This is a genomic window from Streptomyces sp. NPDC091649 (assembly GCF_044756785.1).
Classification (GTDB): domain Bacteria; phylum Actinomycetota; class Actinomycetes; order Streptomycetales; family Streptomycetaceae; genus Streptomyces.
This window is the reverse complement of sequence record NZ_JBIVTR010000001.1, coordinates 745,762-760,920: the sequence shown is the minus strand read 5'-3', so window position 1 is coordinate 760,920 and position 15,159 is coordinate 745,762. Positions and strand designations below refer to the sequence as shown.

Sequence of the window (15,159 nt, the reverse complement as noted above, 5' to 3'; positions counted from 1 at the left end):
GGACGGGGGACTCCCGATTGCACAAAGGTAATCTGCATCCTTGTGAAGGACGATCATTCCCCCTCACCGGTATGTGATTGCCGTGAATCACCCTCGGACCGGTCGATACCGGAACAACCCTGCGAGGCGGCGCTCGCGGCCTATCGCCGTGCGCTGACGGAGGGCAGCCTCCCGGCCGCCGCCGCGCCACCCTGCCTGCGGTCCCTGCACCTGGTGGTGACCGACCGGGAGTCGCCCGGCCGCCTCATCCCCGTACCGCCGGAGACCGCCTCATTCGCCGCCCTCGCCCCGATCGAGGAGGCGATCCTGGAGCAGCGCCGCACCCTGCGCTCCGCCCGCGCCACCCTCGCCGCCTTCGAGGGCCTCTACGCCGAGATGCACCGCCAGGAACGTCCCGCCCTCACCCGGCTCTCCGGCGAGGCCGTCATCAACAAGGCCCTGGACGCCGGGGTCAGCGGCTGCCGTGCCGAGGTCCGCACCGCCCACCCGGGCGGCGGACGCCCGGCCCACGTCCTGGAGCAGTCGCTCCCGCGCGACCTGGGCAACCTGCGCCGGGGCATCCGGCAGCGCACCCTCTACCAGCACACCGTCCGCTCGGACCGCACCACGCTCGCCTACATCGAGCAGGTGACCGCCGAGGGGGCCGAGATCAGAACGCTGGCCGAGGTCGCGGACCGGTTCATCGTCTTCGACCGGGACCTCGCCCTCATCCCGTTCTCGGACGAGCCGTATTCCGCCCTGCGCGTCCAGCACCCGTCCCTGGTCCGCTTCCTGGCCCGCCACTTCGACGAGGCGTGGACCCGCGCGGTCCCCGTCCGCCCCGAACGCGCGCCGCTGCGCACCCCCGTCGTCACCTCCGACCTCCAGCGCGCCATCCTCCAGGCCGTCGTCAACGGCGAGACCGACGCCGCCATCGCCCGCCGGATCGGCATGAGCCGCCGCAGCGTCGCCGAGCACATGCGCAAGGTGTCCGAGCAACTGGGCAGCAACAGCCGCGCGCAGCTGGGCTATCTGGTCGCGACGTCGGGCCTGCTGGACGGCTGAGACGCGGCAGGGGCCTGCCGGGCGGGCAGGCCCCCTGCGTACGCGTACGGGCCCGCCCCCTTCGTACGGGTCACGCGGCGCGGGCCGGCCGAGACCCCGGCCTCTTCGTACGGGTCACGCGGTGCGGGCCGGCCGTGAGATCCGGCCTCTTCGTACGCCGGTGCGGCCGGATGCGGTCAGCCGAGGCCCGGCCCGCGTACCGGGATGCTGGTGAACGTCGGAGCCGGGGCGGGCTCGGTGAAGAAGTCGTTGCCCTTGTCGTCGACGACGATGAACGCGGGGAAGTCCTCGACCTCGATGCGCCAGACCGCCTCCATGCCGAGCTCCTCGTACTCGACGACCTCGACCTTCTTGATGCAGTCCTGTGCGAGCCGGGCCGCCGGGCCGCCGATCGAGCCGAGGTAGAAGCCGCCGTGCGCGTCGCAGGCGTCGGTGACCTGCTTGCTGCGGTTGCCCTTGGCGAGCATCACCTTGGAGCCGCCCGCCGCCTGGAACTGCTCCACGTAAGAGTCCATCCGGCCGGCCGTCGTCGGACCGAAGGAACCGGAGGCGTATCCCTCGGGCGTCTTCGCCGGGCCCGCGTAGTACACCGGGTGGTCCTTCAGGTACTGCGGCATCTCCTCGCCGGCGTCCAGGCGCTCCTTGATCTTGGCGTGCGCGATGTCGCGCGCCACGACCAGCGGGCCGGTCAGCGAGAGCCGGGTCTTGACCGGGTACTTGGTCAGTTCGGCCAGCACCTCGTCCATCGGCCGGTTGAGGTCGATCTCCACGACGTCCCCGCCGGCCTCGTCGAGGTGCTCGTCGGTGGTGTCGGGCAGGAAGCGCGCCGGGTCCTTCTCCAGCTGCTCCAGGAAGACGCCCTCGGCGGTGATCTTCGCGGTGGCCTGGCGGTCCGCCGAGCAGGACACGGCGATGGCGACGGGCAGCGAGGCCCCGTGCCGGGGCAGGCGCACCACCCGCACGTCGTGGCAGAAGTACTTGCCGCCGAACTGCGCGCCGATCCCGATCCGCTGCGTCAGCTCGAAGACCTTCTCCTCCAGCTCCTTGTCCCGGAAGCCGTGCCCGGCGGGGGAGCCCTCGGCGGGCAGCTCGTCCAGGTAGTGCGCGGAGGCGTACTTGGCGGTCTTCAGCGCGAACTCCGCCGACGTGCCGCCGACCACGATCGCCAGGTGGTAAGGCGGACAGGCCGCGGTGCCGAGCGAGCGGATCTTCTCCTCCAGGAACGTCATCATGGAGGTCTCGTTCAGGACGGCCTTCGTCTCCTGGTAGAGGAACGACTTGTTGGCCGAGCCGCCGCCCTTCGCCATGAAGAGGAACTTGTACGCGCCGCCGTCGGTGGCGTACAGCTCGATCTGGGCCGGCAGGTTGGAACCCGTGTTCTTCTCGTCCCACATGGTCAGCGGGGCCATCTGCGAATAGCGCAGGTTGAGCTTGGTGTACGCGTCGTAGATCCCGTGCGACAGGGCCTGCTCGTCACCGCCCTCGGTCAGCACGTTCTGCCCGCGCTTGCCCATGACGATCGCCGTACCGGTGTCCTGGCACATCGGCAGCACGCCCGCGGCGGCGATGTTCGCGTTCTTCAGGAGGTCCAGCGCCACGAACTTGTCGTTGGAGGACGCCTCCGGGTCGTCGACGATCCGCCGCAGCTGCGCCAGGTGTGCCGGGCGCAGGTAGTGCGAGATGTCGTGCATCGCCTCGGCGGCCAGCGTGCGCAGGGCCTCCGGATCGACCTTGAGGAACGTACGCCCGTCGGCCTCGAAGGTGGAGACACCCTCGGCGGTCACCAGACGGTACGGCGTGGTGTCCTCCCCCAGGGGGAGCAGATCGGAGTACGCAAACTCTGCCATGACGGCCATTCCTCACTCGGCGACAGCGGCTGACCTCCCTCGGGCAGCGCATCCACCAGGGTAGAGCGCCCTCTCCGTGAGCATCCTGTGAGGTAAGGCTCACCTGGACGCCCCCTCGGTAACCCGGGCCGCGGCCGGGGCCCCGGCCACCGGGGCGCGGGCTCGGTCCGCCGGGGTCCGGTCCGCGGGGGTCCGGCTCGCCGTGCTCCGGCTCGCCGCGCTCCGGGAAACGGGCCGGGGTCCGGCGCCCAGCGGGGCCGGGGCGCGCCGTTGGAGGGGTAGTCGCGATCTATCGCGTCTGGGTACGCTGGGTCGGTGGACCTAGAGAAGCAGCCTCAGCAGCCCCCCGCGCCGGCCGCCCCGCCGCCCGCCGAAGTCGTGGGCGGCGATGGCATCCGCGCCTCCGACGCCGACCGCGACCGGATCGCGGACATCCTGCGGGAGGCGATGGCCGAGGGCCGTCTGACGGCGGACGAGCACGCCGAGCGGATCGACCTGGTCTACCGGGCCAAGACCGTCGGTGACCTCCAGCCACTGGTCCGGGACCTGCCCGCGGCCTCCGGCTCCACCGCCCCGCGCCCGGGCTCGCAGCCGTACGCCTACGGCCCCGCCGGTTCCGACGGTCCCGCCGACAACCTCGTCGCGGTCTTCAGCAGCGCCACCCGCAAGGGCCGTTGGCGGGTCGGCGGCCGGACGAACGCCTTCGCGCTCTTCGGCAGCGTGGAGATCGATCTGACCGAGGCGCTTTTCGGCCAACGCCTCACCGTCATCAATGCGACGTCCATCTTCGGCAGCGTCGATATCCGGGTACCGGAGAACATTTCCCTGCGCGGCAACGGCACGGGCGTCTTCGGCACCTTCGAAGTGCGGACGCTGGAATCGGCGGACCCGGAAGCCCCGGTCGTCGTGGTGAACGGCTATTCCGTGTTCGGAACCGTGGAAGCCAGGCCGAAGCGGGGCACGTTCGTCGCGGACCTCCAGCGGCGGCTGCGCAAACACCTCGGCCACTGAATACGGCGGGGCGGACGACCCCGGTAATCGGCCAGAATGCCGCAGGGGCGCATTGCGGTGCGTCGCGCGCTGGTGCCACTCAGTGCATAGGCGCACGTACAGCGGGTAGGGACTGCTGCATCGTCTTTCGCTCGCGAAGCCGTAGCCGTCGTCAGGAGTAGCCGTGCTGCAACCGCCGCATCAGCCTCTGCAGGTCGCCGCCGTACCGGCCCAGCGGACCCCCGCCCGGGGGGACGATGCGGGCCCCTGGCATTCCGACGCGGCCTGTCGCCGTGACGAGGCGGGCCTGTTCTTCGCTCCGTCGAAGGAACCGACCGCCGCCCGGCTGGCCCGCGAGGAGGCCGCCAAGCGCGTCTGCGCCCGGTGTCCGGTCATGATCGAGTGCCGGGAGCACGCGCTGATGCAGCCCGAGCCGTACGGGGTGTGGGGCGGGCTCACCGCCGCCGAGCGCCGGGTGGCGCTCGCCCGGCGGCGACGGCGGGACATCGAGCTCGCGGCCGCGACGACGGGCGAGCACATAGCCGCGGCCGGCTGAACGCATCCGCGTGCGCGAAGAGAAGCGCACCCGCGTGTGCGAAGAGAAGAGGGGGGTGTGCGAAGCGAATGCCCGCCCCGCACGCCCCCTCCCTCTCTTCTCCCTCTTCGTCTCCCGGCCGCCGGGCTACTTCGCGCGGTCGAAGTCGATGGCGCTGTAGGCGCGCAGCTTCGACAGCCGGTGGGTCGAGGAGATCGTCCGGATCGTGCCGGACTTGGAACGCATCACGATCGACTCGGTGGTCGCCTCCTCCGCGCGGTACCGCACACCGCGCATCAGCTCACCGTCGGTGATCCCCGTCGCCACGAAGAACACGTTGTCGCCGCTGACCAGGTCGTCGGTCGACAGCACCCGGTCCAGATCGTGGCCCGCGTCCAGCGCCCGCCGCCGCTCGGCCTCGTCCTTGGGCCAGAGCTTGCCCTGGATGACTCCGCCCAGGCACTTTATGGCGCACGCCGAGATGATGCCCTCCGGCGTCCCGCCGATGCCCATCAGCAGGTCGACGCCGGTGCCCTCACGGGCCGCCATGATCGACCCGGCGACGTCGCCGTCGGAGATGAACTTGATGCGCGCGCCGGTCTCCCGGATCTCCTTGACGATGTCCTCGTGCCGGGGGCGGTCGAGGATGACGACGGTGACGTCCTCGGGCGCGGAGTTCTTCGCCCGTGCCACGCGTCGGATGTTCACCGACACGGGCGCGTTGATGTCGACGAAGTCCGCCGCCTCGGGCCCCGTGACCAGCTTGTCCATGTAGAAGACCGCGGACGGGTCGAACATCGCGCCTCGGTCGGCCGCGGCCAGTACGGCGATGGCGTTCGGCATGCCCTTGGCGTTGAGGGTGGTGCCGTCGATCGGGTCGACCGCGATGTCGACCTCGGCGCCGGTGCCGTCGCCGACCCGCTCGCCGTTGAACAGCATGGGCGCTTCGTCCTTCTCGCCCTCACCGATGACGACGACGCCGTTCATCGAGACGGTCGAGACGAGGGTCCGCATGGCCTTCACGGCGGCGCCGTCGGCGCCGATCTTGTCGCCGCGGCCCACCCAGCGCCCGGCAGCCATGGCGGCGGCCTCGGTGACCCGGACCAACTCCAGGGCCAGGTTGCGGTCGGGGGCCTCCGGGGAGACCTCCAGTGGGGACGGCAGATGATGCTCGGACATCGGAGCGCACCTTTCTGTACGGCGACGACCGGATATGAGGGTGCTGTGACTCTATCGGTAGGTCGATAAAATGAGCAGGCCGGGTCACGCATGAGCGCCCTGGCGTCCTGCGTCAGGAGCAGGCCGGGTGCCGGGGGCCTGCGAGCCCGACATGATCCAGGCGAAAGGCCCTGGGGCCGCGGCCGTCACCGGCACCCTGCGGCCGGGCGTGTCAGGCCGCGTGCCACCATGGATCCCGTGGCAAGCAAGCGAGGCAAGCAGACAGTCCGGGACATGCTCCTGTCGACCTTGGTGATCGCCGCCTGCGCGGGCGTCATCTACCTCTTCATCCCGAAGGACGAGCACGCCGATCCGATCAAGGCCGTCGACTTCACCGTGGAACTGGCGACGGTGCGGACCGCGGCCCCCTATCCGGTGGCCGCGCCCGAGGGCCTGCCGAAGGAGTGGAAGGCGACGTCCGTCAGGTACGACGACGTAGCGGGTGACGCCTGGCATCTGGGCTTCCTCGACGCGGACCGCAGGTATGTCGCGGTCGAGCAGTCCACCGCCGTCGCCCGCACCTACGTCCCCGAGGTCAGCCAGAAGGCGAAGGACACCGGGCGCACCGAGACGGTGGCGGGCCGCGAGTGGCAGTACTGGGAGGGCGCGAAGTACAACGCCCTCGTCCTGCCCGGGAAGGGCCACACCACGGTGGTGACCGGCTCGGCGCCGAAGGAGAGCCTGGTCGAGATGGCCGCCGCGCTGAAGACCACGCCGCCCGCCGCGCCGGCTTCCTGAGGCGCGCCCCGCACCGGCCCGCCTGCGCGGAAGGGGCCCCGGAACACCAGGTGTCACCAGGTGTTCCGGGGCCCCTTCCGCGTATCCGCGAGCGGTGCGACGCGCGCGAGCGCGTGCCGCACGGACTCGGTCCTCGTGCGGCCTCGGTGTCCTCGTGCGGCCTCGGCCTTCGTGGACTCGGCCGTAAGGACTCAGACGGTCGTGAGGACTCAGACGGCCGTAAGGACTCAGACGGTCGTGACGACCTCGTCGAAGGAGAGGCGCGGGCTGCGCGGGAACCAGGCGTCCTCGCCCGGCTTGCCGATGTTGACGACCATCAGCGGGGTGTGGTCGTCGTCCAGGAACTCCTTCTGGATGCCCGCGGCGTCGTAGCCGGTCATCGGGCCGGCGGCCAGGCCGGCGGCGCGGACGCCGATGATGAAGTAGGCGGCCTGGAGCGCGGCGTTGAGGCCGGCGGCCGACTCGCGGACCGGGCGCTCCGCGAAGAACATGTCCTTGACCTGCGGGAAGTGCGGGAGCAGCGCCGGGAGCTCCTCGTGGAACTCGTTGTCGGCGGCCAGGATCGCGACCAGCGGGGCCGTGGAGGTCTTCGGGCGGTTGCCCTCGGCCATGTGCTGCACCAGGCGCTCGCGACCCTCGGCGGAGCGGACCAGGACGACGCGCAGCGGCGACTGGTTGAAGGCGGTCGGGCCGAACTTGACCAGGTCGTAGATCGCCTGGACCTGCTCGTCGGTCACCGGCTCGTCGGTGAAGGCGTTGGCGGTACGGGCCTCGCGGAAGAGGAGGTCCTGGGCGGCGGGGTCGAGAACGAGGGACATCTGGTGCAAACCTTCCGGACGAACGCAGTGGGGATGACCCGAACGTACGCCAGGATTAGGTTAACTTTCAACTAAAACCGGAGGGGAGTGATCCACTCCACAGCGCGGGCACCGTGCGTGACGGCGTCCGCTCTGTGCGGGAACGGGCTCGCGGGCGGCTCAGCCCTCGGTGACGCCCTCCGGGCGGGCCAGGGCCGCGTCCAGCCGGGCGCGGGCGCCCTCCAGCCAGTGCCGGCAGACCTTCGCCAGCTCCTCGCCCCGCTCCCACAGGGCCAGCGACTCCTCCAGCGTCGTGCCGCCCGCCTCCAGCCGGCGCACGACCTCGATCAGCTCGTCCCGCGCCTGCTCGTACCCGAGCGTGCCCGTGGCGGCAGCCGCCGCCGTCCCGTCGTCGTCCGTCATGTGATCCTCCCTAGATGTGAGCTGCTACGACATTGCGGGCGCTGCCGCCCGTGCGATACGGCCGGTCAGGCCGGCCCTCCCCGCTCCCCGGCGGGCGCGGCCGACCGGTCGGCCGCGCCCGCCGGCCTCACCCGTCCACCCGCACCGTGAACTCGCCCTCCGACACCCGCGCCCGCATCGGCTCACCGGGCGCCCCGGCCTCGTCGGGCGAGCGCACCACGTGCCCGTCGGGCCGCTGGAGCACCGCGTACCCCCGCTCCAGGGTCGCGGCGGGCGACAGCGAGACGACCCGGGCGAGCGTGTGCGACAACTCCGAATCGGCCCGGTCCAGCAGGTGGCCCAGCACCCGGCGGCTGCGCCCCAGGAGCGCGTCCACCTCGGCCTCGCGCTCGTCCACCAGCCGCTGGGGCCGCTCCATCGCGGGCCGGCCCAGCGCGTGCGCGAGCCCACGCTCCTCGCGGTCCAGCAGCCCCCGTACGGTCCGCAGCGCCCGGTCCCGCAGCTGCTGCACCCGCTCCAGCTCCTCGCCCACGTCCGGGACGACCTTCTTGGCCGCGTCCGTGGGCGTGGAGGCACGCAGATCGGCGACCAGATCCAGCAGCGGCGAGTCGGGTTCGTGGCCGATGGCGGAGACCACCGGGGTACGGCAGGCGGCCACGGTCCGGACCAACTGCTCGTCGGAGAACGGCAGGAGATCCTCGACGCTGCCGCCGCCCCGGGCCACCACGATCACATCGACCTCGGCCAGCGCGTCCAGCTCCTCGACCGCCTGTACGACCTGGGCGACCGCGTTCACGCCCTGCACGGCGGTGTTGCGGACCTCGAAGCGCACGGCGGGCCAGCGGCGGCGGGCGTTCTCCAGGACATCGCGCTCGGCGGCGGAGGCACGCCCGCAGACCAGCCCGATGAGCTGCGGGAGGAAGGGCAGCGGCTTCTTGCGGTCCAGGGCGAAGAGCCCTTCGGCGGCGAGCGACTTCTTCAGCTGCTCCAGCCGCACGAGCAGCTCGCCGATCCCGACCGGCCGTATGTCCGTCGCCCGCAGCGACAGCTGCCCCCGGGGCGCGTACCACTCCGGCTTGGCCAGCACGACGACGCGCGCGCCCTCCGTCACCACATCGGCGATCCGGTCGAAGACCTGACGGAAGCAGGTCACGCTCACCGAGATGTCGTGGGACGGGTCGCGCAGCGTCAGAAAGACGACCCCGGCCCCGGGCCGCCGCGAGAGCTGGGTGATCTGCCCCTCCACCCAGACGGCGCCGAGCCGGTCGATCCACCCGCCGATGAGCCGGGACACCTCACCGACGGGCAGCGGCGCTTCCGCGGACGTGTTGAGAGCCATACGGGCGAGCGTATCGGCCGCCACCGACATGACACCCGCCCCGCGCCCCGTACGGCGTCCGCGCCCGTACCGCGTCCGTACGGCCGTGCACGGCCGTACGGACTCGAAGTCTCACCTCTTCACACCGCCCCGGCCCGCCACACCACCCGGGCCCTCCGCCCCGCCCCGGCGGCCCGTCCCCTGCACCGCCAGCACGACGAGCCCCACGCCGAGCCAGCAGAGGCCCACCACCTGGGAGGACGTCGTCGCCTCCACGATGACCGCGACCAGCGCCCCCGCCCCGACCACCGGGACCAGGACGTGCCGCCACCACACCGGCGGCCCCTCCATACGGCGTACGGCGAACCAGCCGACCACCGACGCGTGGAGCAGGATGAACGCCGTCAGCGCGCCGATGTCCACCACGGACACCAGATGGTCCAGGCCGTCATCGCGACGGGCCGCCCACACGGCGGCCACCAGCGTCACGACCGCCGCGCACAGGATCGCCACCCGCGGCACCCCCGATCCCGGGTCCACCTTCGCGAGGAATCCCGGCAGGCGCCGCTCCCGGGCCATCGCGAAGACGAGCCGCCCGGCGGCGGCCTGCCCCGCCAGCGCGGCGAACGCGGCGCCGATCGCCTTGCTGACAGCCACCAGATCGTGCAGCCAGGTCCCCACCGACGCGTCCACCGCGTCGTAGAACGCCGACCCCTGCGCCGCCGGGTCCGCCGCCAGCTCCGCCGAGCTCATCGGCTCCAGCAGCGCCGCCAGGTAGGACTGGGCCACGAAGAGGACACCGGCCAGCACCAGGCAGAACAGCACCGCCCGCGCCACCTTCCGCGAGCCGCCCGTCACCTCCTCGGCGAACGAGGCGATGGCGTCGAAGCCCAGATACGACAGCACGGCGATCGACACGGCCCCCAGCACCGCCGCCATGGAGAAGCCGGTGTCCCCCGTCAGCGGCGTCAGCCAGCCGCGCTGCGCGCCGTCCCGTACGAGGACGACCACGGCCGAGACCACGAAGACCAGCAGCACCACGATCTCCATGGCCAGCACCGCGAAACCGACCCGGGCGGCCGCCCGTACGCCCCGCAGGTTGAGCAGGGTGGTCACGAGCACCGCGATCGCGGTCCACACCCACCGCGAGACCTCCGGCACCAGCGCGTTCATCGCGATCCCGGAGAAGAGATAGGCGACGGCGGGGATCAGGAGGTAGTCGAGCATGGCCATCCACCCGGCGATGAACCCCGGTCCTTCCCCGAGCCCCTTGCGGGCGTACGTGAAGACCGAACCGGCGAAGGGGGCGACCCGCACCATCTGGGCGTAGCTGAAGGCGGTGAACCCCATGACCACCGTGGCCACCACGTAGACGAGGGCGACCGCACCGTCGGACTTCGCGTCCAGGGTGCCGAACACCCCGACGGGCGCCATCGGGGCGATGAAGAGGAGCCCGTAGACGACCAGGTCCCTGAACCCCAGCGTCCGCCGCAGCCTGCCCTCTTCCGTGCTGCTCCCCGAACCGCTCCCCGAACCGCTCCCCGGACCGCCCCCGGGTCCGCTCCCCGAGCCACTGTCCGAACCGCTGCCCGGTCCGCTCCCCGCTCCGCCGCCCGAACCGCTGCCCGGCCCGCTCTCCGACCCTGAGGACATCGTCCCTCCATCACCGTCCGTCGTTACCGCACACGCACCGCGACCAGTCTCCCGATCCGGCCGTCCCCGCGCTTGTTCGCCACGGCCTTACGATGGGTCGCATGACTGCAACTCCTGCCCGCCGTGTCCTGCTCGCCGCACCCCGTGGCTACTGCGCGGGCGTGGACCGCGCCGTGATCGCCGTCGAGAAGGCCCTGGAGCAGTACGGGGCCCCGATCTACGTGCGCCACGAGATCGTGCACAACAAGTACGTCGTGCAGACCCTGGAGAAGAAGGGCGCGATCTTCGTGGACGTCACCGCGGAGGTGCCCGAGGGCTCCATCGTGATGTTCTCCGCGCACGGGGTCGCCCCCACGGTCCACGCGGAGGCGGCCGAGCGAAAGCTCGCCACCATCGACGCGACCTGTCCGCTGGTCACCAAGGTCCACAAGGAAGCCGTCCGGTACGCCAAGGAGGACTACGACATCCTCCTGATCGGCCATGAGGGGCACGAGGAGGTCATCGGCACCTCCGGCGAGGCTCCCGACCACATCACCCTGGTCGACGGCCCCGAGGACGTCGCGAACGTCGAGGTCCGCGACGAGTCGAAGGTCGTCTGGCTCTCCCAGACCACCCTGTCCGTCGACGAGACGATGGAGACGGTCGACGCCATCAAGGCGAAGTTCCCCAACCTCCTCTCGCCGCCCAGCGACGACATCTGCTACGCCACCCAGAACCGCCAGATCGCGGTGAAGAAGCTCGCCGAGGACGCCGAGCTGGTCATCGTGGTCGGCTCCAAGAACTCCTCGAACTCCATCCGCATGGTCGAGGTCGCCCTGGACGCCGGAGCCCCCGCCGCCCACCTGGTCGACTTCGCCGACGAGATCGACGAGGCGTGGCTGGAGGGCGTGACCACGGTCGGCCTGACCTCGGGGGCCTCCGTCCCCGACGTCCTCGTCGACGGCGTTCTGGAATGGCTCGGACAGCGCGGTTACGCCGACGTGGAGACGGTGAAGACGGCCGACGAGTCGATCACCTTCTCCCTCCCCAAGGAGCTGCGCCGCGACCTGCGCGCCGAGGCCGCCGCCCTTTCCGCCGAGTAGCCGCGCAAGGGGCCCGGCCGCCCCGTACCGTGGGTTCCATGGAGATCTTCGGCGTGGACATCGGCGGATCCGGGATCAAGGGCGCCCCCGTGGACCTTGACCGCGGAGACCTGGCGCGGGAGCGCCACAAAGTGCTGACACCGCATCCGGCCACGCCCACGCGCGTGGCCGATTGCGTGGCCGAGGTCGTCGGCCATTTCGACTGGTCGGGCCCCATCGGCATCACGTACCCGGGGGTCGTCACGGACGGGGTCACCCGTACCGCGGCCAATGTCGACAAGGGCTGGATCGACACGGACGCCCGGGCCCTGCTGGGCGAGCGGATCGGCCGGCCCGTCACCGTCCTGAACGACGCGGACGCGGCCGGGATCGCCGAGATGACCTTCGGCGCGGGCAAGGGCCGCACGGGCACGGTCATCATGCTGACGTTCGGCACGGGCATCGGCAGCGCGGTCTTCACCGACGGCCGGCTCGTCCCCAACACCGAGCTGGGCCACCTGGAGCTGCACGGCCGCGAAGCCGAGAAGCACGCCTCCACGAAAGCCAAGGAGGACGAGGACCTCAGCTGGCAGCACTGGGCGCACCGGGTCCAGAAGTACCTGCTGCACGTGGAGATGCTGTTCTCGCCCGAGCTGTTCGTCATCGGCGGCGGCGTGAGCCGCAAGGCGGAGAAGTTCCTGCCGCTGATCGAAAAGGTCCGGGCCGAGGTGGTCCCGGCGCAGTTGCAGAACAACGCGGGCATCGTGGGAGCGGCGATGGCGGCGTCGGCCGGCACGGCACACGGCACGGGCTGAGCGGCCCCGACGGCCTCAAGGCATGGAGCGGGGACACCGCGACCGGGAGACAGCATCACCAGCGCCGCACACACAGCGGCGCGAGGCGACAACCGCTTTACAACGGCGTCGGAAACCGCTTTACAGCGGCGTCGGACGACAGCGGTACGAGAGCCGAAGCAGCGCAGGAGTACGTCGCCAGGGCGCAACGCCACCCGGGTACACGGGGCCACGCTGGGGGCGGCGGGCCCCCTGGGGTACCGCGGTTCATCGGGGAACAGTGGTGCACCCGGGGACAGGGAACCGGGGCGGCGGAGGTGAGGCCGCCCCGACGCGGGCTCAGGGCCGGGGCGTACGCCGGGCCGCCGCGCCCGTCCCGGCTCGTACGGAATCCGCGGCGTCGGCTGCTGCGGCGGCTGTTCGGGGCGCCCGCTCGGGAGCGGCGTCGCGCCCCTGTGCCAGCACGTATCGCCGCCGGGCCCGCATGTGGCGGACCTTGCGTACGGAGGCGATGAGGCCCGCGACCAGCGTCCCGCCGTACAGCCAGCCGGCGTGCACGGCGAGGGCGGTGACCAGGCCCATGACCTGCCCGCCGAAGCCGTCCGAGCCGCCGGAGACCGGGAGCACCCCCACCGCGAAGGCGATCGGCACGCTGATCGGCGCGGTGACCAGGTCGGCGGGGCGGACCCAGAGCGCCGTCAGCGCGCTGACGGGCAGGAAGAGCACCCCGTAGACGATCTCCGAGCTGTCGAACAGCAGCCGGTCGACGCAGGCGAGCACGAACATGGTCAGGGCGGCGAACAGCCCGGCCCCGACCCCGGTCAGCCGGGGGTTGGGGAACCGCCGCAGAGCGAGGACCACGGGCGGCACGCTGCGCACCCGCACCCGGTACACGGCGGAACTCTCACCGGCCGGACCACCTGGGACGGGCGGGACGGTCGGCGCGGGCGCGGCCTGCCGGGGCTGCCTGCGCTGCGGGGGACGTGTCCTGTGCTGCTCCACTTGCACAACGTAGGTCGCGGGGAGCCGGGAATCAGGCGTTGGACACGCGCTTTGGCCGAGCTTGGGGATGCGTTCGATGTCACACGGCCGAAAGCCGCACTGTTCGGGCCGGGGGAGTGGGCGGGGCGCCGCCCCGGTTCGGCCCGGGGGAGGGGCCGGGGTGCCGCACTGTTCGGGCCGGGGGAACCAGGGAAGGGGGCCCGGGTGCCGCCCGCTCCGGACCGGTGGGAGAGGGACGGGCACGCCGTACGGTCCGGGCCGGTGGCAGCGGCCCGCAAACCGCACTGTCCGGGCCCATCAGCCCGGCCCGTAAACTGGAGAATCGGTCCACTCCGGGACTCGGCCCGAACACCCGGTCCGGACCCGGACGCCCCTGACCCCCTCCTCACTCCAGGAAGTCGCCAAAGTGTCGCTCACGATCGGAATCGTCGGTCTGCCGAATGTCGGCAAGTCGACCCTGTTCAACGCCCTGACCAAGAACGACGTGCTGGCGGCCAACTACCCGTTCGCCACGATCGAGCCGAACGTCGGCGTGGTCGGCGTCCCGGACCCGCGCCTGAACAAGCTCGCGGAGATCTTCAGCTCGCAGCGGCTCCTGCCGGCGACGGTGGACTTCGTCGACATCGCCGGCATCGTCCGGGGTGCCTCGGAGGGTGAGGGCCTGGGCAACAAGTTCCTCGCGAACATCCGCGAGTCCGACGCGATCTGCCAGGTCATCCGGGCCTTCAAGGACGACAACGTCGTCCACGTCGACGGCAAGGTCTCGCCGAAGGACGACATCGAGACGATCAACACCGAGCTGATCCTCGCCGACCTCCAGTCCGTCGAGAAGGCCGTGCCGCGCCTGACGAAGGAATCGCGCCTCCAGAAGGAGAAGGTCGCGGTCCTCGCCGCCGTCGAGGAGGCCCAGAAGGTCCTGGAGTCCGGCCAGACGCTGTTCGCCGCAGGCATCACGGCGGCCACCGAGAAGGGCCGGCTCCTCCACGAGCTGCACCTGCTCACGGTCAAGCCGTTCCTGTACGTCTTCAACGTCGACGAGGACGAACTGGTCGACGAGGACTTCAAGAACGAGCAGCGCGCCCTGGTCGCCCCCGCCGAGGCGATCTTCCTGAACGCCAAGATCGAGTCCGAGCTGATCGAACTCGACGACGACGAGGCCCTCGAACTGCTCCAGTCCATGGGCCAGGAAGAGCCCGGCCTCGCCACCCTCGGCCGCGTCGGCTTCGAGACCCTGGGCCTCCAGACCTACCTCACGGCAGGCCCGAAGGAAGCCCGCGCCTGGACCATCAAGAAGGGCGCCACGGCCCCGGAGGCGGCCGGTGTGATCCACACCGACTTCCAGAAGGGCTTCATCAAGGCGGAGATCATCTCCTTCGACGACCTGGTCGAGACCGGCTCGGTCGCCGAAGCCCGCGCCAAGGGCAAGGCCCGCATGGAGGGCAAGGAGTACGTCATGCAGGACGGGGACGTGGTGGAGTTCCGCTTCAACGTCTAATACGTTCGGCGAAAGGCCGTCTGACCTGCGGCGGAGCGGGTTGGGCGGCCTTTGTGGTCCGCACGGAGTCCGCAGCGTGGTGGATGAGTCCGGCACGCGGGGGGCGGTTACGCCGCTTCGTCGACCTACGGCTGGGACTCGGCGGACTGGTCCGCGTACGCCTTGTCGACGGCGGCCCGGGTCCGCTCCTCCCCCTGGGCTCTACAGCGAGCGGTCAGGGCAGCCTTCGGGGCAGAGCATGGCG

At 71.3% G+C, this 15,159-nt stretch carries 14 protein-coding genes; 7 read left to right on the top strand and 7 right to left on the bottom strand.

The annotated features are described in order from the left end of the window. The first annotated feature begins 42 nt into the window (after positions 1–42). The gene (locus ACIQMU_RS03305) at positions 43–1,044 is read left to right on the top strand and encodes a LuxR C-terminal-related transcriptional regulator (RefSeq protein ID WP_352240500.1); all 1,002 of its coding nucleotides are present in this window, start codon (positions 43–45) and stop codon (positions 1,042–1,044) included. A gap of 176 nt (positions 1,045–1,220) precedes the next feature. Here the strand turns inward: ACIQMU_RS03305 and ACIQMU_RS03300 are convergent, their stop codons facing one another. Then, positions 1,221–2,891 carry a fumarate hydratase gene (locus ACIQMU_RS03300; RefSeq protein WP_352240501.1) on the bottom strand — a complete coding sequence of 557 codons (1,671 nt, stop codon included), beginning with the start codon at positions 2,889–2,891 and terminating at the stop codon, positions 1,221–1,223. A gap of 315 nt (positions 2,892–3,206) precedes the next feature. On the opposite strand from ACIQMU_RS03300, the gene ACIQMU_RS03295 reads away from it, so the two are divergent. Both ACIQMU_RS03295 and ACIQMU_RS03290 read left to right on the top strand, forming a co-directional pair. Beyond that, a complete protein-coding gene (locus ACIQMU_RS03295; RefSeq protein ID WP_402688123.1) occupies positions 3,207–3,902 on the top strand; it encodes a DUF1707 domain-containing protein in 696 nt (231 codons plus the stop codon). 163 nt (positions 3,903–4,065) lie between these two features. After that, entirely contained in the window at positions 4,066–4,437 is a 372-nt protein-coding gene (locus tag ACIQMU_RS03290; protein ID WP_352240503.1) for a WhiB family transcriptional regulator, read from the top strand. A gap of 126 nt (positions 4,438–4,563) precedes the next feature. Here ACIQMU_RS03290 and glpX read toward each other — a convergent pair whose 3' ends face one another. Then, positions 4,564–5,595, bottom strand: a complete 1,032-nt coding sequence (gene glpX, locus ACIQMU_RS03285; protein WP_352240504.1) for a class II fructose-bisphosphatase — start codon at positions 5,593–5,595, stop codon at positions 4,564–4,566. 228 nt (positions 5,596–5,823) lie between these two features. Between glpX and ACIQMU_RS03280 the strand changes: the two genes are divergently transcribed. Continuing rightward, on the top strand, positions 5,824–6,372 hold the full coding sequence (locus ACIQMU_RS03280) for a DUF4245 domain-containing protein (RefSeq protein ID WP_352240505.1): 549 nt from the start codon (positions 5,824–5,826) through the stop codon (positions 6,370–6,372). A 227-nt stretch (positions 6,373–6,599) separates the two neighbouring features. Here the strand turns inward: ACIQMU_RS03280 and ACIQMU_RS03275 are convergent, their stop codons facing one another. The 4 genes from ACIQMU_RS03275 to ACIQMU_RS03260 all read right to left on the bottom strand — a co-directional run bounded on the left by ACIQMU_RS03275 (position 6,600) and on the right by ACIQMU_RS03260 (position 10,344). After that, positions 6,600–7,190, bottom strand: coding sequence for a malonic semialdehyde reductase (locus ACIQMU_RS03275; protein ID WP_402688122.1), 591 nt, complete (start codon positions 7,188–7,190; stop codon positions 6,600–6,602). Positions 7,191–7,349: 159 nt separating this feature from the next. Beyond that, the gene (locus ACIQMU_RS03270; RefSeq protein WP_352244118.1) at positions 7,350–7,592 is read right to left on the bottom strand and encodes an exodeoxyribonuclease VII small subunit; all 243 of its coding nucleotides are present in this window, start codon (positions 7,590–7,592) and stop codon (positions 7,350–7,352) included. 127 nt (positions 7,593–7,719) lie between these two features. Further along, the gene (gene xseA / locus ACIQMU_RS03265) at positions 7,720–8,931 is read right to left on the bottom strand and encodes an exodeoxyribonuclease VII large subunit (protein WP_402688121.1); all 1,212 of its coding nucleotides are present in this window, start codon (positions 8,929–8,931) and stop codon (positions 7,720–7,722) included. 111 nt (positions 8,932–9,042) lie between these two features. Beyond that, the gene (locus tag ACIQMU_RS03260) at positions 9,043–10,344 is read right to left on the bottom strand and encodes an APC family permease (protein WP_352238543.1); all 1,302 of its coding nucleotides are present in this window, start codon (positions 10,342–10,344) and stop codon (positions 9,043–9,045) included. 311 nt (positions 10,345–10,655) lie between these two features. Here ACIQMU_RS03260 and ACIQMU_RS03255 point away from each other — a divergent pair, with 311 nt between their 5' ends. After that, positions 10,656–11,645, top strand: a complete 990-nt coding sequence (locus tag ACIQMU_RS03255) for a 4-hydroxy-3-methylbut-2-enyl diphosphate reductase (RefSeq protein WP_352237989.1) — start codon at positions 10,656–10,658, stop codon at positions 11,643–11,645. Between the two features lie 38 nt (positions 11,646–11,683). Then, on the top strand, positions 11,684–12,439 hold the full coding sequence (ppgK, locus tag ACIQMU_RS03250) for a polyphosphate--glucose phosphotransferase (RefSeq protein WP_352237990.1): 756 nt from the start codon (positions 11,684–11,686) through the stop codon (positions 12,437–12,439). A gap of 318 nt (positions 12,440–12,757) precedes the next feature. Here ppgK and ACIQMU_RS03245 read toward each other — a convergent pair whose 3' ends face one another. Then, positions 12,758–13,312, bottom strand: a complete 555-nt coding sequence (locus ACIQMU_RS03245; RefSeq protein WP_352238544.1) for a DUF6542 domain-containing protein — start codon at positions 13,310–13,312, stop codon at positions 12,758–12,760. Positions 13,313–13,826: 514 nt separating this feature from the next. Between ACIQMU_RS03245 and ychF the strand changes: the two genes are divergently transcribed. After that, positions 13,827–14,915, top strand: coding sequence for a redox-regulated ATPase YchF (gene ychF / locus ACIQMU_RS03240; protein WP_352237991.1), 1,089 nt, complete (start codon positions 13,827–13,829; stop codon positions 14,913–14,915). Positions 14,916–15,159: the final 244 nt, after the last annotated feature.